Here is a 26,388-nt window from a genome sequence, read left to right on the forward strand (position 1 = left end):
GTGAAGGCCTGGTCGCCGCCGGTCTTCGTGCTGGCGTCGATCGCCTTGAGGTCGATCTTATCCTTCTGCGTGCGGTTGAAGTCGTAGATGACGTCGCTCGCAGTCACCGTGGAGTCACCTATCGCCGCGAAAACGAAGGTGTCGGCCCCGGATCCGCCGTAGAGCTTGTCTGTTCCCGCACCGCCATAGAGTCGGTCGTTGCCGGCTTCGCCCATCAGAGTATCGTTGCCGGCGCCGCCCTTCAGAGTGTTGATCCCTGCGGTTCCCTTGATCACGTTGGCAAGCCCGTTGCCAGTGCCGTCGATGTTTCCCGTCCCCGTCAGCGTAAGGTTTTCGACATTGGCTGAAAGGCTATGGCTGACGGATGCTTTGACGAGATCGGTGCCCTCATCAGCATTTTCGATCACCTTGTCACCGGTGCTGTCGACGACGAAGGTATCGTTCCCCAGGCCGCCGGACATCGTGTCCGCACCCACGCCGCCATCCAGCAGATCTTTGTCAGCTCCGCCGTTGAGCGTGTCGTTGCCGACACCGCCATAGAGCCTGTCATTACCTGCCTCGCCGTCGAAAGTGTCGTTGTCGATGCTGCCGCGGATCTCGTCGCTGCCTTCTCCGCCATAGACTTTGCCCGATAGGCGTCCGTTCGTGCCGTCGTACACATCGTCGCCCCGATAGAGATAGACGTCCCCGATCATACGGCCGGTGTTCGCGATGAGGTCCTTCGCCACGGCGCTACCTCCGCTGTATGAGGAAGTGCCTCCGGATATGGTTCCACTGTTTTCGAGTGAAATGATCCCATTAACATTGCCCGCGTTGTACCTGGTTATACCGCTGCCGTTGCTGGCGATTGTTCCTGTATTCATGATTTTCGACGTGGTCTCTCCATAGGAAAGCATGATAACGCCTGTATTGGCTCCCCATATGTCTCCGGCGTTGATGAGTTGGTTTGCTCTGCCGCCCATGCGAACACCGGCTGAAGACCACTCGTACCCCCGCACAACGCCGCTTGCCGCGATGTTCACGATGTTCCCAGAATCTTCCTCCGAATCGCCGATCTCGATTGCGATTTCGGGACCGAGAACCGTACCGGCGACGTCTACCCGGTGCTGGCTACCTGTGCCGACGATCGTGAAGTCCAAACCAACTGTGGCGTCGGTTCGAGCGACTATAACCCCCGCGCCAACATAAACGTCGTCACCCGTTGCAAGATTGACGCGAGCGCCCGTGCCGATCGAGTCGGCTGTTAAGACCTGAAATGCCATGCGTACTATCCTTGTTTGTACTACATCGCGAGGTTCTACGGCTGGGTGCACCCAGATATTCGCGGCTTTCTGCTGAAATCGACGAGTTCATTCCCCATCCAACCGACGTGGAGCCCTATTTCGACCGAGCAAACACAGAGTTCGTGATGTTTTGAACGAACCGAGTGCTCGACGGACTGGTGTTGCCGGCAGGCCGGACGAAACCGGCAGCAGCCGAGGGGACACGCGCCCGCACCCGCCGCTACCAACGCCGACGTTCATTCACCTGTCAGGAAGAGATGCACACCATGCCGGTCGGGGCCCCCATCGGGGCGCCGGCTTGACTTGGCGGTCGAGCGTGACCGGCGGGAGATGAGCTTCCGCCGGTCGCTCCATCGGTCTACGCGAGTAGTTCCATTTGGCTATCGCAATGATGGCAGGTGAAGGGTATACCTTAACTGTGGCGGCTCCCTTCCGCCACTTGCTTCCAACCGTGCTTTTGCCCGGCGTTTGCCCACAACGCCGGGCACTTTGGGAAAGCCGCTCTGTTGTCGCATTGTCCCCAAGTCTTCCAGAGGACATCTGCCATGACCAAGTCAACAATCGCCGGCATCGGCATCGTCTGCATCGCCATTTCGATGCTTTCCGGATGCGCCAATACCATCAGAGGAATGGGGCAGGACACCGCCAACACTGTCAACGCGACGCAGTCTGCTGGACGGTCGGTCGAAAAGGCCGCCCAATGACGGCATGCGTCGGCGGAGCGTCGCGTGGCCTACCGGATGAGACGCCGGACGCGGCACGCTGCTCAAAAGCGGGGCAAGCCGCTCGTTCACCGCAACGAATCGATCGCTGATTCTTGCAAACTCGTCGCTTCCGCCCGGAACTCTGGTCGCGTCACCGACGTTGGGGGAGTTTCACCGGAGGTGGTCGCCATGCGAAATTTATGGATTGCACTTGCTACGACGACGATGCTTGTCAGTGCGGCTCACGCCCAGACGGCACAAACCACGACGACCGAGACCTTCGTCTCGGCCCAGCCGACAGACGTCCTGAGCTACAACCTCATCGGCCTCAACATCACCAACGATGCCGGCGACACGATCGGGGAAATCAAGGACCTCGTCATCGGCGAGGGCAAACTGAACGGCTATGTCGTCTCGGTCGGCGGCTTTCTTGGCATGGGCGACCACTACGTGATGGTCGGCCCGTCGGCGGTAAAAGTCACCTACCTGGAAAACGACAAGAAGTGGACGGCCGTGATGAACGCGTCCAAGGAAGAACTGAAGAAGGCCCCTGCCTTCAAGTACGAAGGTCGTTGGGAGCGCTAACGGCGTCCAAAAAATTGCCCGCCGCGGTTGCCGCGGCGGGCCGGCCTATCGGGTCAGTAATAGGGCGAGACGCATTTCGCTCTGTAGCCGACCTGCGGGACATACGTGTTGTCGTACGCCCTGTAGGTGCGATAGCGCGATGCGCACCATTCGACATGAGCTGAGGCGTAGTTCGACCGCGGCGGCGGAGGCGCATATCTCGGAGGGCTTGCAATCGCTCCACCGATGATGGCCCCGGCTCCGAACGCAGCCAGCGGATACCACCAACCATCATTGTGACGACGATAACCCGGTCGGTGGTCTCTGTAGCCCCTGTGACCGTTATGCCAGCCATGGCGTGGTGGCGCGCGCCGATAGTCATGGCGCCGGTCATGACCGTCGCGCCGGTACTGGACGTCGTGCACATCAGCGGCTGCGCTCGCAAGCGGAGGAGCGACGTTGAACGGTGCTGCACCGGCGGGCAAAACGCCCGAGAAAGCGGTTAGCGCAGCCAAGACAACAACAGAGAGTTTTTTCATTTTCTGCCCTTTCAATTTGCGCCCCTAAAATGCGTGCGCCAGTTGAACAGGGCATGAACGGCTGCTGAGGGCCCTCCTCACAATCTCGTGAGGCGTTGCGTCGCGACGGTTGCGGAGGCTTGAAATCCGTGAGCATGCGGCTTGCCTTGCCTGCTTCGGCCTTCGCCACGCGGCGCGGCTGCACCTGCACTCGGTGTTGCGCGGTCGCGTGACTTGGTCTCTGCGAGTCCTCAAAAACCGTCGGTAGCGACGGGAACCCTCCTCATGCTTTCGAGGTTTTCCTGCTGCACGAACGGGAGACCGCTCATGAATGAGAACGAGCCTAAATCCGGGACGAACTGGGACACTCCGATCTGCATCAAGACACCCGGAGGCATGGCACTGCTGGTGCGTGGCCCGAACGAAGCGCTCTACGCACTTTCCCATGTTTGGTCGTCGACCGACGGGCCACATTGCAGAACGGCCAGGCGAGCCTGCATTGCTACGCTTTGCGGTAACCGAACGACGCAGGAGTGCCGCAAAGCTTTCCTCGCCGCATGCCGGGAGGCCGGAGTGTTCCTGGCAGAGTTGCCTCCCATCGAATAGCTGTGCGCTGATGGGCCGCTACCCGCCATCCTCCTGCTTCCCGGCACGGGCAGTTTCCCCTCCCAAGCCCCAAACCCGCCTTGGCGCGTTTCTTCTGGCCTGGTCGGTCAATTGACCGTCACGCCGGAGTGATCGTCTGGAACCGTGAAGTTACCGCATATATTGCACAGAGGGGTGTATATTATTGTTAGAGGATACGTGTTGGAAAAACGCGATGCCATAGTCATCTTTATGTACTGTTTTCTTTCAATGCACAAAAGAACCTGGAGATGTGCCATGCGCTTAGCCATAACAATCGCTTCGATAGCAACGATAGCGCTCGCTGCTTCATCGACTGGAGCACTGTCCAGAGAAAGTGGCTCCCATCACGAACATAACGAACGTAGCGAGCATGTTTTCCACGACAGTAATCTGGTCGGTCATTCAAACCAAGGCCAAGATCACTACGTCGACGAGTTCTGCAACCGGGCTTGGTGCCCGTGGCCTGCGCACTAGTCGATGCGAACTACACCGAACACTAGCGTTGCCGAGATCCGCTGTCGGTTGGACGAGTGATCGCCAACCGGCAGTTCCGCGAGTGCGGTTCAACACAGGGACCGGCCGACTGCTCTAACTGATTGCACGGGTGATTCTTTCCGGGTATCGCGCCGAGGCTGAGGTCCCCTTCCCCAGGGCGACAACATTTCCGCTTCACATCGGGCCCTTATCTTGCTTGACGACGCTCATTTTTGGGCGCATCGGGTAACCGTTGCGGCGCTTCACACCGCAGTTTCTGAGGACATGTTAATGGACCCCTCTAGTCGAACATCGACCGCGTTTTGCCGAACTGTCCGGTAAGGGATTCATTCACTTGATCCTGCTCCGGATGGCGAAAGCCCTGAAGGAGCGAATATCATGCTGCAAATCTTCGTCCGCGAAGCAGACCACATCGTTCTGAGCGAGAACAATAGTCTCGTCCACGTCGAGGCTGCACTTCCAGCGTTGTGGTACGACCTTATCCGTCCATCATCTGCCGAGCGCCACCACGTGGAAGAGGCTCTGGGGATTTCAATCCCAACGCGCGATGAGATGGAGGAGATCGAGCCATCCGCCCGCCTCTACCAGGAAAGCGGGGCGGAGATCATGACGCTCACCGCGCTTACGAACCTCGATGGCGATGGGCCAGTCAAGACCCCGGTGACCTTCATCCTGAAGGACCGGACACTCGTCACGGTCCGATATGCCGACCCGAAACCGTTCCAGATGTTCGTACATCGCGTCTTGAGGTCGAACGGCTCGAGCAGTTGCGCGTCCGGAGAAGAAGTCATGCTCGGGATCATCGAGTCCATCATTGACCGGATGGCAGACGTGCTCGAGCGCATTGGCAATGAAATCGATCTCATTTCGCGCGAGGTGTTCCGGAGCAAATCCAAGTCCTCGATCAAAATGACCAGCAACCTGCAATCCCTTATCGAGCAGCTTGGACAGAAGGGAGAATTCTTGAGCAGTGTTCGGGAGAGCCTGGTCAGCATATCTCGGCTGGTCGCCTACCATGTTGCCATCGAACATCCGACGACGAAACCATCCAAGGAAGTGCGACAGCTAACAAAGCTCCTGCAACGCGATGCAAGTTCACTGGGCGATCACGCTGCCTTCCTGTCGGGGAAGATCAACTTCCTGCTCGATGCGACCTTGGGGCTGATCAACCTTGAGCAGAACCAGATCATCAAGATTTTCACGGTGGCGTCGGTGGTGTTCCTGCCGCCAACGCTGGTGGCCTCGGTCTACGGTATGAACTTCGAGATCATGCCAGAATTGAAATGGGGCGCTGGATATCCCTGGGCCATCCTGCTGATGGTGCTCTCGGCAGCCCTTCCGTTCCTCTATTTCAAGCGTCGAGGCTGGCTGTAGCGGCAAGTTCGGGCAGCTTGTTCTTGCGTCGAGCCCATCGTCGAACTTGGACGAGCCGCCGCGAACGATCCGGTTGTCTCCGGAATCGCTGACAGCGAGACCGGGGACAGCTCTGTCAACTGCAACTGACATCAATTTGGCGTAGTTTGGTGGTGGCATGATCCGAGCACCATCGGAGGATATCGCCATGATGTCTCGTGTTGCACTCCTTGCCTCAATCGCCCTGCTTACCCTTGGAAGCGTTTCGATCGCAACGCCGGCGGCTGCCCTCACCATGAAGGAGTGCAGCGCGAAATACAAAGCCGCGCAGGGGAGCGGCAATACCATGAAGTGGAACGATTTCAGAAAAGCGGAATGCGGGCCGGACGCCACCGCTGAGCCGGATGTTACGCTGAATGCAAACGACAACACCGAGCCTGAAAAGCCAACGATGAAGGCACCTACGGGCGTCCAGTTCCCTTCAAAAGTTTCGACCAAATACTCAAGTGAAACACCCGGAAAGGCACGCATGCACACCTGCGTTGATGCCTACCATCAGAACAAGGATGCCAATTCACTCAATGGGTTGAAATGGATCCAGAAGGGCGGCGGCTTCTACAGCCTGTGCAACGCGAAGCTGAAGGGATAGGCCATCCGCAGACAGCAGATGCATTAGACGTATAGCGCACTCAAGATTCGCGCACGTCACTTAAAGGTAGAGCGGCGCTCTATGCGAACGCCGCTCTGTTTTGCGTCAATAACCGCACTCATGCGCCGACTTCATCGCATGTTCGGCTTCCGCCATCGTCTTCCATGCCGCGCCTATCTGCATCTCAGACTTGCCGTTTGGCTTGTGTTCCGAAACCGTGCACTTCCCGCCGGGCTTGTGTTGTACGAAGTATTCGGTAGCTGCGAAGGTCGACCCTGCGCTCAGTATCATACAGGCTGCTAAAACAATCCTGAACATGACGTTCTCCTTGCTTGGGAAACGCCGCTCGCTACGGCGGCGGTCAGTATACTCCGGCTCGGCAGTCAGAATTCTTACATCCCGTTAATCTTGATCACATTATGGGGACCACGCAGCCGAAACCCCGTCAGAGCGCGACATCTCCGGTTAAATCTCTGTAATCTGCTTGAAAGAGCAGGATTGGGGGGCCAATTTTTGAGTCTTGGCCAAACCCAGAGGCCGCCATGGTCAGCCTACGCGCCATCCTCATCGTTGTCTTCATCGCGCTCTTGGACGCTGCAGCAATCGTCTGGATCACGTCTGGCGCCAATTCGCCGCTCGCCGCAACCGGGTCAGGTTCCGGGGCTCATGATGCCGTTGTCGCCGAAAAGCAACGAAACCGGGGCCCGGTCGCGCCCCGGACCGATGGTATTGCGGTGCAAGCAGCGACCGTTGAAAGTCGTGATTTTCCGGTTGTTTTGCATACATTCGGCAATGTCGTGGCGCCCGACACGGTCGTCGTCGCAGCGAGGGTTCCAAGTCAAATCACGGCGATCCCCGTGAAAGACGGACAAATGGTCAAAGCGGGCGATCTGTTGTTCAGCCTCGATGACCGCCAGGCCAGGACGGACCTCGCGCGGGATCAGGCGATCCTTGCAAAGGACCAGGCTTTGCTCGCTGCCGCGAATACCGAGCTTGTGCGAACACGTACGCTTCGTGATGAAAGCACCGGCACCCAGCAAGCCTACGAGACTGCCCTTTCCGTGCAGCAATCCACCGAGGCTACCGTGAGCGCGGATCATGCAACGATCGAGGCGGACCAGGTCGCGCTCAGCCTCATGCAGATCACCGCACCGATCGACGGTCGCCTTGGCGCACTGCAGGTGGCGATCGGTGATCTTGTCGGACAGACCGGAACGGCGGCGACGAACCTCGTGACGGTCACGGCCATCGACCCGATCGATGTCAGTTTCCGCCTGCCGGAAGAAAAGCTGCAAGCCTTCAAGAAACGGCTCGACGCCGGCAATCCACCAGGCGTGGAAGCGAAGGTCAGCGGCACCGACACAGTGATTGGCCAAGGCAGGCTCGATTTCATCGATTCCGCTGTCGATACCGCCTCGGGCACGATCATGATGCGCGCCAGCTTCCGCAATGACGAGCAGAAGCTCTGGCCTGGTCAATATGTGGACGTGAACGTCGAAGAGGAAACGCTGCCGCAGGTTCCGGTCATCCCGACGGTGGCGGTGCAGTTCGGCCAGAACGGTCCCTACGTGTACCGGGTGAAGGACGACAAGACCGTGGAGACGCGTTCCGTCATCGTGGCAACCGACGATGGAACGCTTTCGGCGATCCGCACGGGACTGGCCCCCGGAGACCAGGTCGTGGTCGAAGGACAGTCACGGCTGAAGCCCGGCGACAGGGTTACGATTACGGCGGCAGGCGCGAGCCCGTCGGCGATGGACTGATGGTTTCGGTCGGGACGAGCGGCGTGCCGCATGATGGTCCCGGCCCATGGAAGTGAATGGCCATGGCGCTTTCGGAGTTCTGCATCCGTCGTCCCGTTGCAACGATCCTTCTGTCGGTTGCCCTGGTGATCGCCGGCCTGTTCGGCTATGCCGCCCTGCCGATCGCAGCCCTGCCGCGCACCGATTTTCCGGTCATCAATGTTTCGGCAAGCCTGCCGGGTGCATCCCCGGACATCATGGCGACCTCGGTCGCAACGCCGCTGATCAAACAGTTTGCCACCATTGCCGGAATCAACACGATCTCGACGACCAACGCGCTTGGCTCTACCTCAATTTCCATCCAGTTCGATCTCGGCCGCAACATCGATGCCGCCGCCGCCGATGTGCAGGCGGCCATCACCCGCACGCTGAGGACCTTGCCGCAGGATCTGCCGGCGCCGCCGAGCTACCGCAAGGTGAATCCGGCCGATGCGCCCGTGCTGCTGCTGGCGCTGAGAAGCGAATTGGTGCCGCTGACACAACTCGACGCCATTGCCCAACAGGTCATCTCGCCGACGCTGTCGACGCTGGAGGGCGTCGCCGAGGTATCGATATTCGGCAGCCAGCAGTACGCCGTGCGCATCCAGATCGATCCCGATGCACTCGCTTCCCGGGGCATCTCGTTGAACGACCTCAAGTCTGCGGTCGCCGCGGCGAACGACAGCTCGCCCCTCGGCACCGTGCAAACCAGCGGCCGGCAGACGTCGATCGTCGCAAACACACAGCTCGACAACGCTGCAGCCTTCGCCAAGGTCGTCATCAAGAGCAGCGACGGCAAGGCCGTACATCTCGGCGAAGTGACGAAGGTCATCGACTCGGTCGCAAACAACCAGACCGCCAGTTGGTCCGACGGCTCGCGCGCCATTATCCTGGCCATCCAGCGCCAACCGGACGCAAACACCGTCGCGGTGGTCGACGAGGTGATGGCGATGCTGCCGTCGCTGCGTCAATCATTGCCCGCGCAAGCGTCGATCAACCCATTGGTCGACCGCTCGGTCTCGATCCGCGGCGCCGTTCGGGACGTGCAGTTCACGCTCGCCTTAACGGTCGGCCTGGTGATCCTCGTCATTTTCGCCTTCGTCCGGCGCCTGTTCGCCACGGTCATCCCGGCGCTCGCCGTGCCGATCTCGATCATTGCCACCTTCGCGGCGATGTATCTCTTCGGATTTTCCATCGACAACATTTCGCTGATGGCATTGACGCTGTCGGTCGGCCTCGTCGTCGACGACGCCATCGTCATGCTGGAAAACATCGTTCGCCATATGGAGGAAGAGGGAAAATCCGCCTTTGCGGCCGCACTCGACGGCGCGCGAGAGATTGGATTCACCATCATCGCGATCTCGCTGTCGCTGGTGGCCGTGTTCATTCCCGTGCTGCTGATGGGCGGCGTGATCGGCCGCATCTTCAACGAGTTCGCCATCGTCGTCACGGTCTCGATCCTTGCCTCGGCCTTCGTCTCCCTGACCCTGACCCCGATGCTGGCCGCCCGCCTGCCTGACAAGGTGGACACGCGCACCGGCGGCGGCCTCACCGGATGGCTGGACAAAACATTCGAGCATGCTTTTAACGCCCTGCTGAAATCCTATGACCGGGCCCTTGCGGTCTGCCTGCGGTTCCGCGGCCTCATGCTCGTGCTGTTCCTCGCCACCTTGGGCATCACCGCCTATCAGGTCGGCACGATCCCCAAGGGCTTTTTTCCGCAGGAGGATATTGGCCAGTTGCAGGTGACGACCCGCGCCCGCGAGGACGTGTCCTTCGCCGCCATGTCGGACCTGCAGGCCAAGGTGGAGGCCGTGTTTGCCGCCTCACCCTATGTCACCCATGTGGCAAGCTCGGTCGGCTCGGCCGGTGGCGCGGCCGCCAGCCTCAATTCCGGACGGCTGTTCGTGGAACTGAAGCCGCAGAAGCAACGTCCGCCGCTGCCGGTCATCCTGTCCGAACTGCGCGCACAGCTCGCCCCCATCCCCGGCATCCAGACCTTCATGACCCCGGTCCAGAACCTTTCCGTCGGCTCGCGCGCATCGGCCAGCCAATACCAGCTCGTCGTCCAAAGTCTCGACGAGACCATGATGAACCTGTGGGCGGAGAAGCTGTCCGAAGCGATGCGAGGCGACCGGGCGTTCTTTGCCGATGTCAACAACGACCTCCAGAACGATGCGCCGCAGACGCGGCTTGTCGTCGATCGCGATAAGGCATCGGTGCTGGGCGTCAGCGCCAGCGAACTGCGTTCGACGCTCTATGACGGCTTCGGCACCGAGCAAATCTCGACGATCTACACCCCGAGCGACAGCTACGACGTCATCGTGGAACTCGATCCGAGGATCAACTGGTCCGCCGGAAAGCTGGCCGAGCTGCAGGTCGGCACTGCCGGCGGCGGGCTTGTGCCGCTTGGAGCCTTCGCGCGGATCGAGACCGTGCCTGGGCCGCTGACCATCAACCAGCTCGGCCAACTCCCGGCCGTCACGATCTCCTACAACCTTCCAGAGCATGTGGCGCTCGGCGACAGCATCCAGGAAATCAACCGGTTGAAGGACCGGATCGCCATGCCGCCGGCCGTAACCACGCGTTACTACGGCACCGCACAGCTTTTCCAGGACGCCGCGGCCAATCAGGGCATGCTGATCCTCGCAGCGGTGGTGACCATCTATATCGTCCTCGGTGTGCTCTATGAAAGTTTCATCCACCCGCTGACCGTGCTGTCCGGCCTGCCGTCGGCCGCGTCCGGCGCATTGCTTGCCCTGTGGCTGTTCGGGTTCGACCTCTCGATCATCGCCGTCATCGGCCTGTTGATGCTGATCGGGATCGTCAAGAAGAATGCGATCATGATGATCGACGTGGCACTGTCGCTGCAGCGCGACGGCACGCCGGCGGAAGAGGCGATGCGCAGGGCCTGCCTGATGCGGTTCCGGCCGATCATGATGACCTCCGTCGCCGCGATCATGAGTGCGCTGCCGATTGCGCTCGGCAGCGGGACCAGTGCCGAGCTGCGTCAGCCCCTCGGTGTGGCCGTCGTCGGCGGACTGCTCGTCTCCCAACCCCTCACCCTGTTCGTGACTCCCGTGATCTATCTCACCATGGAGCGTCTCAAAGCCTCGGTTGCGCAGCGGTTTCCGAGGCACCGCCGGACGGACCGTGACCGCGGCAGGGTTGCACTTGACTAGGGGCTCGCGAGGCATTTCCCTAATGCGATGGCCTGATGCGCACACCGATCGATTTCCAGGATGTGAGACAAAAGGGCAATGACAACTGAAAGCCATTCGGCGGGCGAACTTTCCAACAGCCATGTCGGTCAATTCTTCGTCCGGTATCGGCTGTATGTAACGGCGGCAAGCGTCATCGCCGTCTCCGGCCTGGTCGCGGCGGCCATCTACCGGCTGACCTCTGAGGTCCGTTACGAGGACGTGCTGGCAGCCCTGACCGCGACGCCGTGGTCCGCCATCGCGCTTGCCATCTTCTTCACAGGCTTGAGCTTTGTAGCCCTCGTCTTCTACGACATCAACGCGCTGGACTACATCGGTCGCAAGCCGCCTTTGCCGTCCGTGGCGGCGAGTGCGTTTGTTGCCTATGCTGTCGGAAACACGGTCGGCTTCGGACCCTTGAGCGGCGGGGCCATCCGCTTCCGCGCCTATTCGCGGCTCGGCCTCGTGCCCGGCGAAATCGCCCGCGTCATCGCTTTCGTCACCCTGTCATTCGGCCTCGGGCTCCTGATGGTCAGCGCATTGTCGACACTGACCGTGGCCCCGCAGATCTCACGCACGATCGGCATGAACCCTGCCTGGCTGCAGGGGGCGGCCCTCGCCGTCGTTGCGGTCATGGGGCTCGTCCTGTTCCTGTCGCGCAACGGCAGGACCGTTCAGCTCAAGGGCTTCACGCTGCGCCTGCCCGACAGCCGGACATCGTCCCGCCAGTTTCTCGTCTCGGCCTTGGATATAGCAGCTTCCGCCTCCGCGCTCTATGTCCTCTTGCCGGAGACACACGTCAGTTGGCCGACTTTTCTGGCAATCTATGCGACCGCTGTCGGCATCGGCGTGCTCAGCCACGTGCCGGCCGGCCTGGGTGTCTTCGAAACGGTGATCATGGCGGGCCTCTCGAACGCCATCAGCGTCGACCAGCTCCTTGGCAGCCTCGTGCTGTACCGGCTCATCTACTACGTCCTGCCTCTGCTTCTTGCCGTTGTCCTGATGCTGGTCAGCGAGATGCGCCAGCTCGCGTCGAGACCGTTTGCTGCCGAGGTCGGACAGATCGCGATGCGGCTGTCGCCCGCCCTGCTCTCCGCATTTTCCCTGCTGCTCGGAACGATGCTGATCTTCTCGAGCGTGGTGCCGACGCCCGATGCCGACCTCGACTTTCTCGCGGCGCTCCTGCCTTTGCCCATCGTGGAAGCGGCGCACTTCATTTCGAGCCTGTTGGGCCTCGGATTGTTCGTGACATCGCGTGGTCTCGGGCTTCGACTGGACGGGGCCTGGTGGATGGCACTCGTCTGCGCCGCGGCGGCACTTGTCCTCGCCTTTCTCAAGGCGATTGCGGTTTTCGAGGCTGCGCTGCTGGCGCTGTTCATCATCGCCCTGCTCTTCAACGCTGGCCGCTTCACCCGGCCGGCATCGCTGATAAGGCAAGCGCTCGGCCCCACCTGGCTCGCCGCAATTGCCGTCATCATCGTGGCCGCCCTCGTCATCTTGCTGTTCATCTACCGCGACACCGAGTACACCCATGAACTCTGGTGGCAGTTCGAGTTTTCGCAAGGAGCGCCGCGCGGCCTGCGCGCGTTGCTCGGCCTTTCGATCGGCGCCTCGGTGGTCGCAATCTTCAGCCTGTTGCGCCCGGCAGCCCATCGACCAAAACCGCCAACCCCCAAGGAGATGGCGCGTGCCATCGATATCGTCGCGAGGCAGGGCGTTGCCGACGCAAATCTCGTCAGGATGGGCGACAAGAGCATCCTATTCTCCCAGTCGGGCAACGCCTTCATCATGTATGGCATACAGGGGCGCTCGTGGATCGCGCTGACCGATCCGGTTGGCGCGAAGGAGGATTTCGACGAACTGGTCTGGCAGTTCGTCGAGGCTGCACGGACGGGCGGCGGGCGCGCTGCCTTTTACCAGCTCTCGCCGCTGCTGCTGTCCTCCTGCGCCGACGCCGGACTGCGGGCATTCAAGCTCGGGGAGCTTGCAGTCGTCGACCTTGCGCGCTTCGATCTGAAGGCCAGCGGCTTCTCCGGCCTGCGGCAGTCCTTCAATCGCGGCGTGCGCGAAGGCCTGTCCTTTTCGATAGTCGAAGCGCCAGACGTAGCCGGCATCATCGACCAGTTGCAGGCGATATCCGATGGCTGGCTCGCGCATCACAACACCCGGGAGAAGACATTTTCCCTCGGCGCCTTCGAGCGGGACTATGTGATGTCGCAACCCGTCGCGGTGGTCCGCAAGGATGGCGATATCATTGCCTTCGCCACGTTGCTGCTGACCGACTTGATGATCGAGGCGACCGTCGACCTGATGCGGTTCAGCCAGGACGTGCCGCGAGCGACCATGGACTTTCTCTTCGCCAGCATCCTGAACCATTCGAAAGCTGCGGGCTATCGGACGTTCAACTTAGGGATGGCGCCGCTGTCCGGAATGGCGCGCCGCGAGGCAGCGCCGACCTGGGACCGCATCGGCGGCTTGCTGTTCGAACACGGCGAACGCTTCTACAATTTCAAGGGCGTGCGTGCCTTCAAGTCGAAGTTTCATCCGCGCTGGGAGCCGCGATATCTCGCCGTGTCGAACGGCACGGGAGCCGCTCTCGCGCTGATGGATGTGACACTGCTTATTGGCGGCGGCATCACGGGAGTGCTGAAAAAATGAGAGCACCAGAGTTACTTCTGGCCTTGGTGACGGGCCTGCTACCGATCGGCGCTCTTGCCCAGCAGCGGCAAAGCTTCGACACGGGCATGATCCCTGGCGATCACATCCTGTTGCCGGACGTCGAACCGCGCGCCAACGTGTTTCTGATATCGGATGCCGACGGCTGGGATGCCGTCGAGCAGGCGAAGGCCGAGGCGCTGGTCGCGAAGGGAGCAGCCGTCGTCGGCATCGACTTTCCAACCTACCTGAAAGCGCTGCGCGCAGATGCAGGGGATTGCGTCTACATGATTTCCGACGTGGAGGCGGTGGCCCATCAGGTGCAGCGCGCAACCGGCGCTGCCAGCTACAAGCCGCCGGTCGTCGCCGGTGTCGGCGAAGGAGGAGCGTTGGCGCTGGCGATGATCTCTCAAAGTCCTGCCGCAACGATTGGCGAAGCGGTCGCAATCGATCCGCAAGCCGGCATTCCGCTCGACAAGGTCCTCTGCACGCCCGCCGCGAAGACGCACGCAGGTGGAAGAACCATTTACGGTTTTATTGATGGCGACCTGCCCGCGGCGGTTACCGTCCGTTTCTCCGCGGCCGCCACGCAGGCCGGCCGCGATCATGTCGAACAACTGGCCAAGGCACACCCGGATATCGACGTGAACGACGTGGACGCGGCGGCGACGGATGCCCTTTTGCAGATCCTCGCCGATCGCATCGACGTGTCCGGCGACAGCGGCGACCCGCTCGGCCTGCCGATTACGGTGCTCGAGACGAGGCCGACAATGGACGCCATGGCGATCATCTATTCGGGTGACGGCGGCTGGCGCGATCTCGACAAGGAGGTCGGCGGCGCCCTGCAAGGCATGGGAATCCCCGTGATCGGCGTGGATTCCCTTCGCTACTTCTGGTCCGAACGAAAGCCGCAGGAAACGGCTGACGATCTGGCACGGATCATCGAGGCCTATCGGAAGGAATGGAACGTGCGGCACGTGCTGCTGGCCGGTTACTCGTTCGGCGCCGATCTTCTGCCTGCCACCTACAACCTCCTGTCCGAGAAGGACAAGGCGCGCGTGCCGCAGTTGACCCTCATGGCGCTATCCCGACGGGTCGATTACGAGATCTCGGTCGAAGGGTGGCTTGGCCTTGCCAGCGGCGCCAGCATGGGTGATCCGGTCAAGGACATCGGGAAGATCAACCCCCGCATTGTCCAGTGCATCTATGGCAGGGACGAGGATGACGACCCTTGCCCGACCCTCCCCCCCAAGGGCGTAGAAGCGATCGGCATCGACGGCGGTCACCATTTCGACGGCGACTACCAGGCGCTGGCCCAACGCATTGTCGATTCGCTCAAGGCTCGACTGGCCAAACCGCAATAGTGCGGCGGGACAAATCAACGCCTACGGCGGTCAGATGAAGCACGCCGCTGTCAGTCTTCTCGGCGGTCATGTCGCGACACAGCGCGCGACATGGCCGCAACTGGATAAAGCAGTGCCTCACTGGACGAGTTCGATTTCACTCGGCCGCCAAGTCTTCGCAAAAAACGGTTCTAGTGGGCTATAGAGGCGCAGGATCGTGAACCAGCCCTTCTTCGGGTCGGTCTGGATCCAGTTGCCACGCGGAACGCCTTGCGGCTGCTCAGGCGCAAACCAGATGGTTGTCGAACCGTCGGCACCAACCTCGGCAGCGGGTGACGGATAGCTTTGGCTGCCGGCCCGGGGATAGCGCTGCGGCGTGTCGAGCATCGAGCGGGTCATGTTGTCATACACTGTGAACGACCAGAAATTTGCCTCTGGGATGCCCTTCGGCAACGTCACTTTGTAGGTTTTGGCCCCGTCGAAGTGGCTTTTGTCGGCATCCGTCATCGCCAGCAGATACTGTGAACCAATGCCCGGGAGCCGCATTGCCATGGCCGGCGTGATGCCGGTAATGCCGTAGAAGAAGTTCGTCCGCGCATCCATCGTCCGATAGCCGGTTGGCGGAAATGGCTTCACGCCCTCGGCGGTGATCTCCGGTATGGGTGTTTCGAACTCGTAGCCAGTGTTGAAGAGAAAATTGGTCCAGGCGGAGTTCGGGTAGTAGGACCAGCTCGCGTCGCGCGGGGACAGGAAAAGGCTGCGCGAGGTCGCGTTGCCCACCGCGAGCGCCTCGGTCATGATCTTCTTCATGCGCTCATCAGGCGCGAAGGGTTTCCCCTTGACGATACCGATCGCCGCCAGCGGCCCCATCAGCTCCGGGTCGAGCGACGTGGCTGGCTCCCGCTGCACCACCTCGTTCAGCATCTCTAGGTAGCTCCAGTCGTTGGGCGGGATCGTGTTCATCACCTTGCCGCTGCCTTCGTGGAACACGGTGGGCGCCGGCGGCTCGATTTTGCCCAATTTGGCCTTGGCGGCAAGGAACTCGGCAATGGGGGTGCCGACGCCGCCGGGCTCGTACGGGTAGACCTTGGTGAACTTGCGGATTGTCTCGACGACCGGCTTGGGATCGTCATGGTTTTCAAGGAACGATCGGCCGAACCACAGTATCGTGTTGGTCCGGGCGCGGGCGACGTAGTATCCGCCCTGCGGCAGCGGCCCGTCGTAGTCCGGGGGCACAATCAGGTATTTGCCGCCTTCTCCGCGGTCGGGCCCAGGCCCGCCGAGGTCGATGACCCAGCGGAACCAAGCATCCTGGACGACGCCCAGGAACTTGGGCGGAGCCTCCAGCACCACGGGGCCTTTGGAAAGGTCGAGATAACCCATCACATAGATCGTGTCGGCATTGGCTGTGAGAAACAGCGAGTTGGCGTCCATCAATTCGGAGAAGACGAGGACCTCGTTCTCCTTCATACCGATGTCCTCCATGCTCTTGCGCAGCGCATGAATGCTGACGCCGCGCATGTTGTCCATGAAAGCGCGGTAGGCATAGGTAAAGTCGAGATTGTCGTAGAGCCTCTTGGCGGAGGATTTGCTCGGCACACCGTCCTTGAATTCGAACTTGCCGATATTGGTATCGACGACATTCGGTGTTGAAATGGATTCGGGGATCGGCGGTGGGTCCGCCAGCGCGACAGCAGATTGCGTGGCAAGGAACATGACTATCGCTGTCGTGGAACGCCTGATCATAGGTACCCTCCAATTCATCGTTGTCATAAAATCTGTTCAGTTGCCTTGGTTGGCGAAGGGAGTCAGCCAGTCTAATGACCGGATGAATTTTCAGCTTCTGGCCGCTTGCAAACGGCGGCTCACTGAACCTAACCAAATGAAGTCGTTCGGCACGGTCGACTGTTTCAGCCCTATTTATTGCAGCCGACGGAAGTAAAATGTTGCATGACTTGGTTCAGATTGAAAGTTACTGGCTTCTGGCGAATTGAAATTAACTTCAAACTCTCCAGCCATTTTGCAACGGCAGCCCGTGACCGAACTACATCGAATGTGCAGTCGACCAGCCATCCATTACGGATTCTCCGTCACTGATCGGTCAGGAGGGCACTGGGAGCGGCAAGCTTGGTGCTTCGTTTGATGGCTGCTTTGGGCGCAAGCGGACAAACCCATCCTCACACGGCAATCCTTTGGGCTGACACCGAGCAATCAGGCATCAGCATCTTGAGCCCTTCCACCAGCATATCCGACGCCTCTTCAAGTGCGTCGTCAGGCATTGTCTCAAGGCTTTCCAACACGAACCACATGCGGCCAGCGGCAGCCTCCAGTCGGGTGCGCGTCCCCTGTCGCCAGTTCCAGCGCCGGCATGTGACGCCGACGTCGTCTCGCCAGATGACCTCTCCAGGAAGGGGACGCTCGATCGTCGTCTCGCCATTCATGACGGTCTCGAACGTCTCGGTGCCGTCGGCCAGGGTCAAGAACGGAAACCCAGCATAGGCGTCGTAATTCTCGCCACCCACGGGAATGGCATATTTGAGACTGACGGCGTTATAGAGATCGACGACGGGATTGATCGAAGGGATTATGCCATCCTTCAACACCCGCTTTCTCAGCGACTGCGCCGAACATGGTGTGCGATTGGGCTTTGCTCCGAACCGGGTATAGGCATCGGCCCAACTGGTCAAATGAGCGTCAGCCCAAGCTGGACCGCCCTGCAAAACGTACTGGCAGGCATCCGACAGAAGCCCGGTCGGAAGGCTTCCTTGTCCAACATTTGTCGCATCGACATGAATGCTCATTGCTCTGAAACCGGGAGCGATTTCCCTGATCCGTTCGTCGATCACTGGGGCCTCAAACATCATTGCTAACTCCAGAATTCCACTCAAAACTCGATCGCTTATCTCAGACCGGGATCATGCCAGAAACGATCTGATCGGTGGGGTTGCGGCTATCGCCAAGTCCCTGTTTCACCCCTTCACGATCAGCCTCGGGGCGGTTTTGGCTCATCTTTCGTTTCCCCTGCAGCGAAACGACGGGCATGCGAATGCCGACAATGCCGCGAAGCTGAGCCCTGATGAAAGCTTCGGGAGCGTCAGTGACCGCCCACGGCAGCGGGCGCGCTGCCTCGTGAATGGCAGTGAGGCGTGACACCACCTCAAGCAGGCGGTCGGCATCCTGGAAGAACTCGACCGGTCCGCTCGCCTGGACGGCTGTATAGTTCCACGTCGGGACGACCTTCCCATGCTCGGCTTTTGAAGGGTACCAGGACGGCGTCACGTAGGCGTCCGGCCCCATAAAGACTGCAAGTCCATGTCCGATGACAGGAGCCTGCCACTGCGGATTCGGCCGCGCCAGATGCGCATAGAGGACGCCTCTTTCCCCCTCGGCCTCATCGAGGAACATCGGCAAGGGTGTGGCCAACGGGCCATCTGGGGTGGCCGTGATGAAATTGGCAAGGCGGCATTGCCGTATCATTTCATAAAGCTCGGTCGTGTCATCCACGGCAAAGGCAGGTGGGGTGTACATAAGCATCTCCTTGACGTGAACGCATTATTCACATCAGGTGGACCAAGATACACTGCCAGTTTCGGTATATTTCATTGGTCCAGTCTGGAAAAACCTCACGAGAGATCGGTGCGTCCCGCCGCATCTATCTGTCCGTGCGCGATCAGATCACGTCTGGCGTTTACGCTGCGGGCGGCAGATTGCCCTCGAGCCGCGCGCTTGCGGACGAGCTCGGCGTGTCCAGAACCACGGTCACGGCCGCCTATGACCAGTTGATCTCTGAGGGGTACATTCAGGTGCGGCAGGGCGCAAAGCCAACGGTTACAGCCGATGGGAGACCTTCGTACGCCAGATCTGTACCGCCAACTCGGGAAACCACTCCCCAGCTGTCCGCCTATGCCTCCCGTGCAATGGCATTGCCGAAGCATATCAGCGCCGATCAGGCTACGCTTCAATACGATTTCCGATATGGCGACGTCGCTTCATCGGACTTTCCAAAGCAGGCGTGGCGGCGTGCCCTGAACGCCGCAGTTTTGGCGCACCGAGAGCGGCTTGGCTATGAGCATCCAGCCGGAAATCTGGCACTTCGCCAAACCTTGCAAGGCTACCTCTGGCGAGCCCGTGGCATTGAATGCGATGTCGCCCAGCTCGTCATCGTGAGCGGTTCCCAGCAGGCGCTGGACCTGTGTGCGCGGGTACTTGTCGATGACGGAGGCCGGGTTGCTCTCGAGGAGCCGTGCTATGCAATGGCCCGGAACGTGATGCTTGCGACGGGCGCAGATCCCATCGCCGTCCCTTGCGACAAGGACGGAATGGACACCTCCCGCCTTCCCGATCCGAAGGGTGTCGCACTGGCCTTCGTAACGCCCAGCCACCAATTTCCGCTGGGTGGCGTCCTACCCTCCGGACGTCGCAAGGCCCTGATCGAATGGGCGGTCGCCGGGAACACCTACATCATCGAGGACGACTACGACGGGGAGTATCGATATGACGTGCGTCCAATTCCGCCGCTGTGGATGACCGGCCAGGATCGGGTCATCTATGTCGGCACCGTCTCCAAGACGCTCTCGCCGACGCTCCGGCTTGGTTACATGGTATTGCCTGATGCGCTGGTGGAGCCCTTCGTCCGATGCAAGCAGATCACCGATCGTCATAGCACGAGCTTCGAGCAAGAGGCGCTCGCTTCGATGATCGAAACGGGCGCATATGAAAGCCACGTTCGAAAGATGAGGCGACTGAACGCGGAAAGACGTGCGGTTTTCCTCAAAGCTATGGCCGACGCGTTTGGCGACGAGGTCGAGATCGTCGGAACGTCGGCGGGTCTCCATGTCGTCGTGTGGTTCAACCACGTTGCGGCCAGCGATGAAGAACGTTTCGCCGCCTGCGCGAGGCAAGAAGGCGTAGGCATCTATCCGATCTCACGCCTGTTCGCGGCTCCGGCGGACCAACGCGCGGGGTTCATCTTCGGATACGCGTCCATGCCCGTTACGTTGATTGGAAAGGGCATAGATCACCTGGCATCGGCCTGCCGATCCAAACTACGGTTGGACTGACCGCTGGAATGCGCCAGAAGCGGAAATCGCATCAGTGCGCAGAGCTTTGAGATCCCCACTCCTCTCAAGGACATGGACGCTCTAATCGGGAAAACGGTATTTAAAATGCTCGATCTCGGGGCCGAAAAGCCGTTCTACGCGTTCGCGGTCGCCCGGCTTATAGTAGTTGCAAATATCAGGCCTCGTTGGGCTCGCCTTCGCTCTTGTCAGAAAGCGATCATCAAACGGCAGGCAGAGTATGTCGCATATCAAGCGTAGATCATCCGAGAGGCGCTCCTGCCGCCCTACGAAATCCACAACGATCTCGTCGTTGTGGGTGTAGAGCGGCCAGGATTCCCAGTTAATACGCCCCCTCTCGGCGGCACCTTCTTCAATCAAGCGGAGCATTTGCGAGAAGCTCGGTCGCGTTTCCGACTTCCTGTAGTGCCAATTGTAAAGAGAAACGGCACGCTCGAACGGATTCCGCACGAAGCAGAACTTAAAATACTGTTTCCAGGCAGAAGGATCGAAGGCCTCGATTTCGCGTGCGCCTGAGTGATCCGCGAGCTTGCCTGCAAAGCGACGGCTGAGAGCTGCCCCGGCCAATGAATCGACTTTGCCGTAGCGGTTGAGCGTTTTCGCGATCTTTAATGGAGAGAGATGGCAGAAGATAGCGATCAATGCGAGCCGATTTGCACTCGCTCCATTGTCGAGCGAATCTTTCCAGGACCCGAGTTGCATATCCCATGGCCCGAATTCGCGAGCAAGATAGGCGGAGATCGTACTGCCTGCGGTTTTGGGTACGTGGATGAAAATGAATTTATGGCGACGGGATATAATCATTGCCTCGCCAACTCCTTAACCGGGAACGTTGAACCCGCGAGTGATCATACGACCGCAGCAAGCTGACACCAATATCCGCCGTCGTAATGCTCGCCCATGGTTTAGTTTTAATCATCTCGGCCGCACCTGACCTTTTGAATTAAGATTGAAGACAGCTGCTGGGCGGGAATTCTCGTTGACCATCTGCGACGTACTGCCCCCCATCAGTTGGCCGATGAACGTTTCCACAGTGCATACGGCAAGACAATCGATGAAACACGCAGGGCAATTCTTCTCGGCGAACTGATCCTCATCGAACTGTCGAGCTGCGAAATCGAAGCCCTATGCAGAGAGATCATCCTGTCTCGTTAAGTCGTCTGTCCGCCTTGGGCCGAAAGCGGACTTCGGCGGACAGCCAATCCCAGTCCGGAAGGTGCCGTCGGTGCCCTTCTCACTATGGGCGGGAGCGGCGTCGTTCTATGCCTCCTCATTCCCGTCGCGTCGAATTTCGATGCCTCAAAACTTCGCGACCGTGCACCGGCTTTTCTCCTGAAGCACCGTCTTTTAGATCATCGATCCTTACCAACGCTCGATTTCCCATTAATTTTATAGAAATCATCAATTGGGGAAACGACGATGCATATTCCATCACGCCTCATCGCAGGTGCAGCGATCTCACTCGTGCTCGGGAACGCGGCATCTGCGGCCGCCCAGGAGTTCAACTGGCGGCAATTTGAAGGCCAGACGATCAACGGTATCCTGAACGAAGGGCCTTTGGTCAGCGCTTACATCGAACCGCAGTTGCGCGAATTCGAGGATCTGACCGGGATTACGGTCCGGCTTGAAAAGCTTGCCGACAGCCAGGCACGTCAGAAGCTCGACATCGTGCTGTCGGGCAAGGATCCGAGCGTGGATTTCTTCAACGTCCAGATGGATGAACGCGGCGGTGCTTACACCGTCGCCGGCTATCTGGAAAACCTCGAGGGTTATCTAGCCAATCCGGCGCTTACCCCGGCAGACTACAATTATCCGGGCGACTGGGCGAAGGGGTGCCTGGCCACCACGAAGGTCGTGAAGGATGCTCCGCTCAACAACCTCGTCTTTTCGGCCCAGGCACAGCTTCTCCACATTCGCGAGGACCTGTTCTGGCAGCATGGCGTCAAGATCCCCGAAACGCTCGATGAACTGGAGGAGGCCGCGAAGAAGCTGACAATCCGCGACGCCAACGGAAACGTCGAGACCTATGGCTTCATTTCCCGCGGCGCAGGTCTGCAAGCCACGGCGAGCTTCGGAACCTACCTGCGCAACTTCGGCGGTTCCTGGTTCAGGGAGGAGAATGGCGTCAAGACCGCGAACTTCGCGTCGAAGGAATCGATCGATGCCTTCGAATATTACGGGCGGTTGATCCGGGAGTACGCACCGCCGGCCGCGCTCACCAATCAACACGCCGCCAACGCAAATCTCTTTGCGTCCGGCAAGGTCGCCATCCTGTCCGAACTGAACTTCTACATTTACAATTTCAACGATCCGGCGCGTTCGCGGATCGCCGGCAATGCGACCACGATCCTGGTTCCTCGCGGTCCCGCCGGCAGCTATCCGAACATTCCGACGACCTCGTTCGCGATATCGAGCTTTTCGCAGAAAAAGGATGCAAGCTGGCTTTTCCTCGCCTGGATCACCGGCAAGGAGCAGCTCCTTTATGCGCAGAAAAACGGAACTCCCGTGTGCCGTGAGTCGGCCTGGGTCGATCCGAGTTACCAAGCGCCGTCGCCTGCCTGGGGCGAAGCCAGCCGCCTCGCGGTCCAGTATGGCCGGGCGCTGGCGAAGCCGCCGGCGATCGCCATCAACGAAGTCCGCGAAGCTGTCGGCAAAGTCATCGACGTCGCCATACGCGACGGCTCGCGCGCCGCGATCGAGGCGGAAGCCGCCAAGCAAGCTGCAATCGTCGATGAACTGATCGCAAGGACGGAGAAGAACAGCCCGTTCACGGGACCAGAGCAAACTGGCCAGCCGTCGGCTCCAATCGAAGACCAACGTCGCCCGATCGAGTTGATCGGCTTGGCCAACTAGGTCCTGACCGATGGTAGAGCAGGCATTTCATGGCACTTCCGTGCGCGCTTTCCCGCGCGCGGAACGGGCTCGGCCCGCAAGGGCGGCGCTGGAATGGGTCGATCGCAACCTTGCGGTCATCTTCAACATCCCCACGGTCGCTGTGCTGAGCGCACTGGTCGCCATTCCGGCGATCATGGTGGTCTACACGAGCCTTACCGACTGGCATCTCTATCTCGCCGACCAGAGGCAGTTCGTCGGCTTGGACAACTATGTCAGCGCCTTTCGTGACGAGCGCTGGATCACAGCCATTTTCCAGACGATCTATTTCGCTGGTGGCTCGGTGATCCTGCAGTTCTTGATCGGCTTTGCGATTGCCCTGCTGTTCAACCAGAAGTTCAAGGGCAACAGGTTCTATCGCGGCATCTTCATGCTGCCGATGCTGGCGATGTCGACGGCGATCAGCCTTGTCTGGCTCATCCTCTACAACAGTTCGTTCGGCCCGCTGAACTACTGGCTGGTCTCGCTCGGGCTTTCGTCGGTGGAATGGCTCGGCGATCCCCGCTGGGCCATGTCCTCGCTGATCGTGGTCCAGGTCTGGCAATGGACCCCGTTCATGACGCTGCTGCTGCTTGCCGGGCTCCAGTCACTTCCGGACGAGCCGTTCGAAGCAGCCAAGCTCGACGGCGCGAGTGCTTTTCAGTCCTTCATCCACGTGACGCTGCCGCTGATGCGCGGGCACATCGTGGTCGCCTTGGTGCTGCGCTCGATCATCGAGATCAAGGAGTTCGATTCGATCATGACGATGACGGAAGGCGGTCCGAACGGAGCCACCGAAACGATGAACATGAACATCTATCTCAACGCCTTCTCCTATTCGCAACTGGGCATGGCTGCCGCCAAGGGGGTCATCTTCTTTGCCTTCATCCTGCTCATCCAGGCGCTGCTCTTGAAAATACGCGCCCGCCGCTGGTCGTATTGAGGACGTCATGCTCCACTTCAGAACGCTTGTCTTGCATGCCGCCGCGATCGCGGTGATCGCCCCCTTCACCTTCGTTTTTGTGTTCATGGTCTGGAATTCGTTCAAACCCGACTTCCTGTTCTTCGAGCCTGGCGTGTGGTTTTTCGAGCCGACCCTGATGCACTATCGGGACGTGATCCAACAGTCGGACCTGGTCGAGAACATCACCAACAGCCTGGTGGTGTCGGGAATTGCCACAATCATCGGCATCGGTTGTGGACTGATGACCGCCTACACGATCGCCCGCTACAAGCTGCGCAAGCTGGCGCTGGCGATCCTGTTCACCCGCATGATCCCATACATCACCATGCTGATCCCGCTGTGGCTGGTGTTTCGGGAGGCGGGCCTCATCAACACGATCCCCGGCCTCGTTCTCGCGCACCTGCTGATCACCATTCCCTTCGGGGTCTGGATACTGATCGCCTATATCGAGGATATTCCGAAGGACCTGGAAGACGCGGCCTTGATGGACGGCGCCAGCCGCGTCCAGGCCTTCTGGCACGTCGTGCTGCCCCTGTGCCGGCCAGGCATCATCGCAACGGCCATCCTCTGCTTCGTGTTCTCCTGGAACAACTTCCAGTTTGCGCTTGTCCTCGGCGGCATGGACGTCAAGACCGCGCCGGTCTCGGTCTTCCAGTTCGCCAGCCCCGACACCGGCAGCATGGGGGCAATGTTGGCCGCGGCGACCCTCGTCACCATCCCAGGCTTCCTCCTGGTGATGTTCGCCCAGAAGCAGATGGCCGCCGGCCTGACGATCGGCGGCATCTCAAAATGACATCTCCAAAAAGCAAGGACAGGACTTCTTCATGAGCTCAGCAAACAACATTCTCGTCATCATGGCGGACGAGCACGCCAAGCAGGTGCTAGGCGCATATGGCAACACCATCGTGCATACTCCCAATCTTGATCGGTTGGCGTCACAGGGCACGCTGTTCGAGAACGCCTATTGCAACGACCCGATCTGCGTTCCGAGCCGGGCAAGCTTTGCCACCGGCCGCTACGTGCACCAGACCGGCCACTGGGACAATGCGCGCCCCTATACCGGGCAAGAGCCGAGTTGGGGGCACAGGCTTCAACAAACAGGACACGAAGCCGTGTCGGTCGGCAAGCTGCACTATCGCGACCCGTCCGACCCGACGGGCTTTACCGATCAGATCCTGCCGCTGCACATCCTCAACGGGCAAGGCGATATTTCGGGCATCATCCGCGACCATCCCCGCCGTGCCGTCAGCAAGCTGGCGACCGACGCGGGACGCGGCGACAGCACGTACCTGCAATATGATCGGGACATCCGTGACGCGGCGATCGGCTGGCTGAGGCAAGCCGCCGAAAAGTCCAGCGACAAGCCCTGGGCGCTGTTCGTCTCCTTCGTTTGCCCGCATTTTCCATTGGTCGCGCCGCCCGCGTTCTTCGACCTTTATCCGCTGGATTCGTTGCCATTCCCGACCGGGCGCGACCTGGCGGGCGACCATCCGGTGCTCGCCGCCATGCGCGAAAACATCAACTATGACAGCCACTTCCGAGACGAGGCCCACATCCGCACAGCGCTTGCCGCTTATTACGGCATGGTCTCGTTCCAGGACGACAATGTCGGACGTCTGCTGGCCGCACTGGAGGAAACAGGTTTCTCGAAGGACACAGTGGTCGTCTACACCGCCGACCATGGCGACAATCTCGGCAACCGGCGCTTCTGGGGCAAGTCCAACATGTACGAGGAATCGGCAGCTGTGCCGTTGATCCTGAAGGGTCCGGGCGTGCCAGAAGGAAAGCGGGTGCGGACCAACGTGTCACTGGTGGATGTTTTTCCGACAATCGTCGAAGCGGTCGGCGAGCAGGCGCACCCCGAGGACGCGCGATTGCCCGGGCGATCGCTTTTGCAGATCGCCCGCGAACAGGACGACACCGACCGCACCGTGTTCAGCGAGTACCACGCCACAGCCGCCATTACCGGCATCTTCATGGTGCGGTGGGACCGCTACAAATACGTTCATTACGAAGGCTATCGCCCGCAGCTCTTTGATCTAGAAAGCGACCCGAAGGAGCAGAACGATCTCGCCAGCGAACCGGCCTACAGCGACATCCTGGAGGAAGGCGCGCGGCGGCTCGCCGCCATCTGCGATCCGGCGGCCGTTACCGCGGAGGCTTTTGCCGACCAGCAAAGGCGGATCGACGCGCTCGGCGGTCGTGAAGCCGTGAAACAGATCAAGGGCTTCACCTACACGCCGGCACCTGGAGAAATCCCCGTCCTCGCCTGACCCGGCGACAGGGTACCCACAGTTGTCACC

General features: G+C 60.2%; 21 protein-coding genes. 14 read left to right on the forward strand and 7 right to left on the reverse strand.

The genetic code is table 11. From position 1 onward, the window contains the following. Nucleotides 1-1,262, reverse strand: a 1,262-nt coding sequence (locus AC1DDS_RS22945) for a calcium-binding protein (RefSeq protein ID WP_477480963.1), incomplete at its 3' end; no start/stop codon positions are given. Nucleotides 1,263-1,828: 566 nt separating this feature from the next. Here AC1DDS_RS22945 and AC1DDS_RS22950 point away from each other — a divergent pair. Both AC1DDS_RS22950 and AC1DDS_RS22955 read left to right on the forward strand, forming a co-directional pair. Continuing rightward, entirely contained in the window at nt 1,829-1,987 is a 159-nt protein-coding gene (locus tag AC1DDS_RS22950; protein ID WP_477480964.1) for an entericidin domain-containing protein, read from the forward strand. Nucleotides 1,988-2,176: 189 nt separating this feature from the next. Continuing rightward, nucleotides 2,177-2,572: a PRC-barrel domain-containing protein gene (locus AC1DDS_RS22955; protein WP_477480965.1), complete on the forward strand. Its 396-nt coding sequence runs from the start codon at nt 2,177-2,179 to the stop codon at nt 2,570-2,572. Nucleotides 2,573-2,625: 53 nt separating this feature from the next. Here the strand turns inward: AC1DDS_RS22955 and AC1DDS_RS22960 are convergent, their stop codons facing one another. After that, nucleotides 2,626-3,090, reverse strand: coding sequence for a BA14K family protein (locus AC1DDS_RS22960; protein ID WP_477480998.1), 465 nt, complete (start codon nt 3,088-3,090; stop codon nt 2,626-2,628). A gap of 306 nt (nt 3,091-3,396) precedes the next feature. Between AC1DDS_RS22960 and AC1DDS_RS22965 the strand changes: the two genes are divergently transcribed. The 3 genes from AC1DDS_RS22965 to AC1DDS_RS22975 all read left to right on the forward strand — a co-directional run bounded on the left by AC1DDS_RS22965 (nt 3,397) and on the right by AC1DDS_RS22975 (nt 6,193). Next, nucleotides 3,397-3,675 (forward strand): DUF982 domain-containing protein, encoded by a 279-nt coding sequence (locus AC1DDS_RS22965; protein ID WP_477480966.1) that lies wholly within the window; start codon nt 3,397-3,399, stop codon nt 3,673-3,675. Between the two features lie 894 nt (nt 3,676-4,569). Continuing rightward, nucleotides 4,570-5,565 (forward strand): magnesium/cobalt transporter CorA, encoded by a 996-nt coding sequence (gene corA, locus AC1DDS_RS22970; protein ID WP_477480967.1) that lies wholly within the window; start codon nt 4,570-4,572, stop codon nt 5,563-5,565. Between the two features lie 187 nt (nt 5,566-5,752). Continuing rightward, nucleotides 5,753-6,193, forward strand: a complete 441-nt coding sequence (locus AC1DDS_RS22975; protein ID WP_477480968.1) for a hypothetical protein — start codon at nt 5,753-5,755, stop codon at nt 6,191-6,193. A 105-nt stretch (nt 6,194-6,298) separates the two neighbouring features. Here AC1DDS_RS22975 and AC1DDS_RS22980 read toward each other — a convergent pair whose 3' ends face one another. After that, entirely contained in the window at nt 6,299-6,511 is a 213-nt protein-coding gene (locus AC1DDS_RS22980) for a hypothetical protein (RefSeq protein WP_477480969.1), read from the reverse strand. A 224-nt stretch (nt 6,512-6,735) separates the two neighbouring features. Here AC1DDS_RS22980 and AC1DDS_RS22985 point away from each other — a divergent pair, with 224 nt between their 5' ends. The 4 genes from AC1DDS_RS22985 (at nt 6,736) to AC1DDS_RS23000 (ending at nt 15,193) form a co-directional block, all read left to right on the forward strand. After that, the gene (locus AC1DDS_RS22985; protein ID WP_477480970.1) at nt 6,736-7,956 is read left to right on the forward strand and encodes an efflux RND transporter periplasmic adaptor subunit; all 1,221 of its coding nucleotides are present in this window, start codon (nt 6,736-6,738) and stop codon (nt 7,954-7,956) included. 62 nt (nt 7,957-8,018) lie between these two features. Then, nucleotides 8,019-11,156, forward strand: a complete 3,138-nt coding sequence (locus AC1DDS_RS22990; RefSeq protein ID WP_477480999.1) for an efflux RND transporter permease subunit — start codon at nt 8,019-8,021, stop codon at nt 11,154-11,156. Between the two features lie 78 nt (nt 11,157-11,234). After that, the gene (mprF, locus tag AC1DDS_RS22995) at nt 11,235-13,832 is read left to right on the forward strand and encodes a bifunctional lysylphosphatidylglycerol flippase/synthetase MprF (RefSeq protein ID WP_477480971.1); all 2,598 of its coding nucleotides are present in this window, start codon (nt 11,235-11,237) and stop codon (nt 13,830-13,832) included. Further along, a complete protein-coding gene (locus AC1DDS_RS23000; protein ID WP_477480972.1) occupies nt 13,829-15,193 on the forward strand; it encodes an AcvB/VirJ family lysyl-phosphatidylglycerol hydrolase in 1,365 nt (454 codons plus the stop codon). The genes mprF and AC1DDS_RS23000 overlap by 4 nt, the downstream gene beginning before the upstream one ends. 117 nt (nt 15,194-15,310) lie before the next feature. On the opposite strand, the gene AC1DDS_RS23005 is transcribed toward AC1DDS_RS23000, so the two are convergent. The 3 genes from AC1DDS_RS23005 to AC1DDS_RS23015 form a co-directional block, all read right to left on the reverse strand. After that, entirely contained in the window at nt 15,311-16,918 is a 1,608-nt protein-coding gene (locus AC1DDS_RS23005; protein ID WP_477480973.1) for a DUF1254 domain-containing protein, read from the reverse strand. 431 nt (nt 16,919-17,349) lie between these two features. Continuing rightward, nucleotides 17,350-18,033 carry a B3/B4 domain-containing protein gene (locus tag AC1DDS_RS23010; RefSeq protein WP_477481000.1) on the reverse strand — a complete coding sequence of 228 codons (684 nt, stop codon included), beginning with the start codon at nt 18,031-18,033 and terminating at the stop codon, nt 17,350-17,352. Between the two features lie 43 nt (nt 18,034-18,076). Beyond that, nucleotides 18,077-18,700 carry an FMN-binding negative transcriptional regulator gene (locus tag AC1DDS_RS23015; protein WP_477480974.1) on the reverse strand — a complete coding sequence of 208 codons (624 nt, stop codon included), beginning with the start codon at nt 18,698-18,700 and terminating at the stop codon, nt 18,077-18,079. 74 nt (nt 18,701-18,774) lie between these two features. On the opposite strand from AC1DDS_RS23015, the gene pdxR reads away from it, so the two are divergent. Beyond that, the gene (gene pdxR, locus AC1DDS_RS23020; RefSeq protein ID WP_477480975.1) at nt 18,775-20,232 is read left to right on the forward strand and encodes a MocR-like pyridoxine biosynthesis transcription factor PdxR; all 1,458 of its coding nucleotides are present in this window, start codon (nt 18,775-18,777) and stop codon (nt 20,230-20,232) included. Between the two features lie 81 nt (nt 20,233-20,313). Here pdxR and AC1DDS_RS23025 read toward each other — a convergent pair whose 3' ends face one another. Further along, complete coding sequence (locus tag AC1DDS_RS23025) at nt 20,314-21,054, reverse strand: sulfotransferase family 2 domain-containing protein (RefSeq protein ID WP_477480976.1); 741 nt, start codon at nt 21,052-21,054, stop codon at nt 20,314-20,316. 615 nt (nt 21,055-21,669) lie between these two features. Between AC1DDS_RS23025 and AC1DDS_RS23030 the strand changes: the two genes are divergently transcribed. Genes AC1DDS_RS23030 through AC1DDS_RS23045 form a run of 4 tightly spaced genes read left to right on the forward strand, consistent with a single transcriptional unit; the run spans nt 21,670 to nt 26,358 of the window. After that, nucleotides 21,670-23,103 carry an extracellular solute-binding protein gene (locus AC1DDS_RS23030; protein WP_477480977.1) on the forward strand — a complete coding sequence of 478 codons (1,434 nt, stop codon included), beginning with the start codon at nt 21,670-21,672 and terminating at the stop codon, nt 23,101-23,103. Nucleotides 23,104-23,113: 10 nt separating this feature from the next. Beyond that, the gene (locus AC1DDS_RS23035) at nt 23,114-24,064 is read left to right on the forward strand and encodes a carbohydrate ABC transporter permease (protein WP_477480978.1); all 951 of its coding nucleotides are present in this window, start codon (nt 23,114-23,116) and stop codon (nt 24,062-24,064) included. A 7-nt stretch (nt 24,065-24,071) separates the two neighbouring features. Then, nucleotides 24,072-24,878, forward strand: a complete 807-nt coding sequence (locus AC1DDS_RS23040) for a carbohydrate ABC transporter permease (protein ID WP_477480979.1) — start codon at nt 24,072-24,074, stop codon at nt 24,876-24,878. Between the two features lie 31 nt (nt 24,879-24,909). Beyond that, nucleotides 24,910-26,358: a sulfatase family protein gene (locus AC1DDS_RS23045; protein WP_477480980.1), complete on the forward strand. Its 1,449-nt coding sequence runs from the start codon at nt 24,910-24,912 to the stop codon at nt 26,356-26,358. The last annotated feature ends 30 nt before the right edge of the window (nt 26,359-26,388 follow it).

The organism is Mycoplana sp. 10N416, from assembly GCF_056394765.1.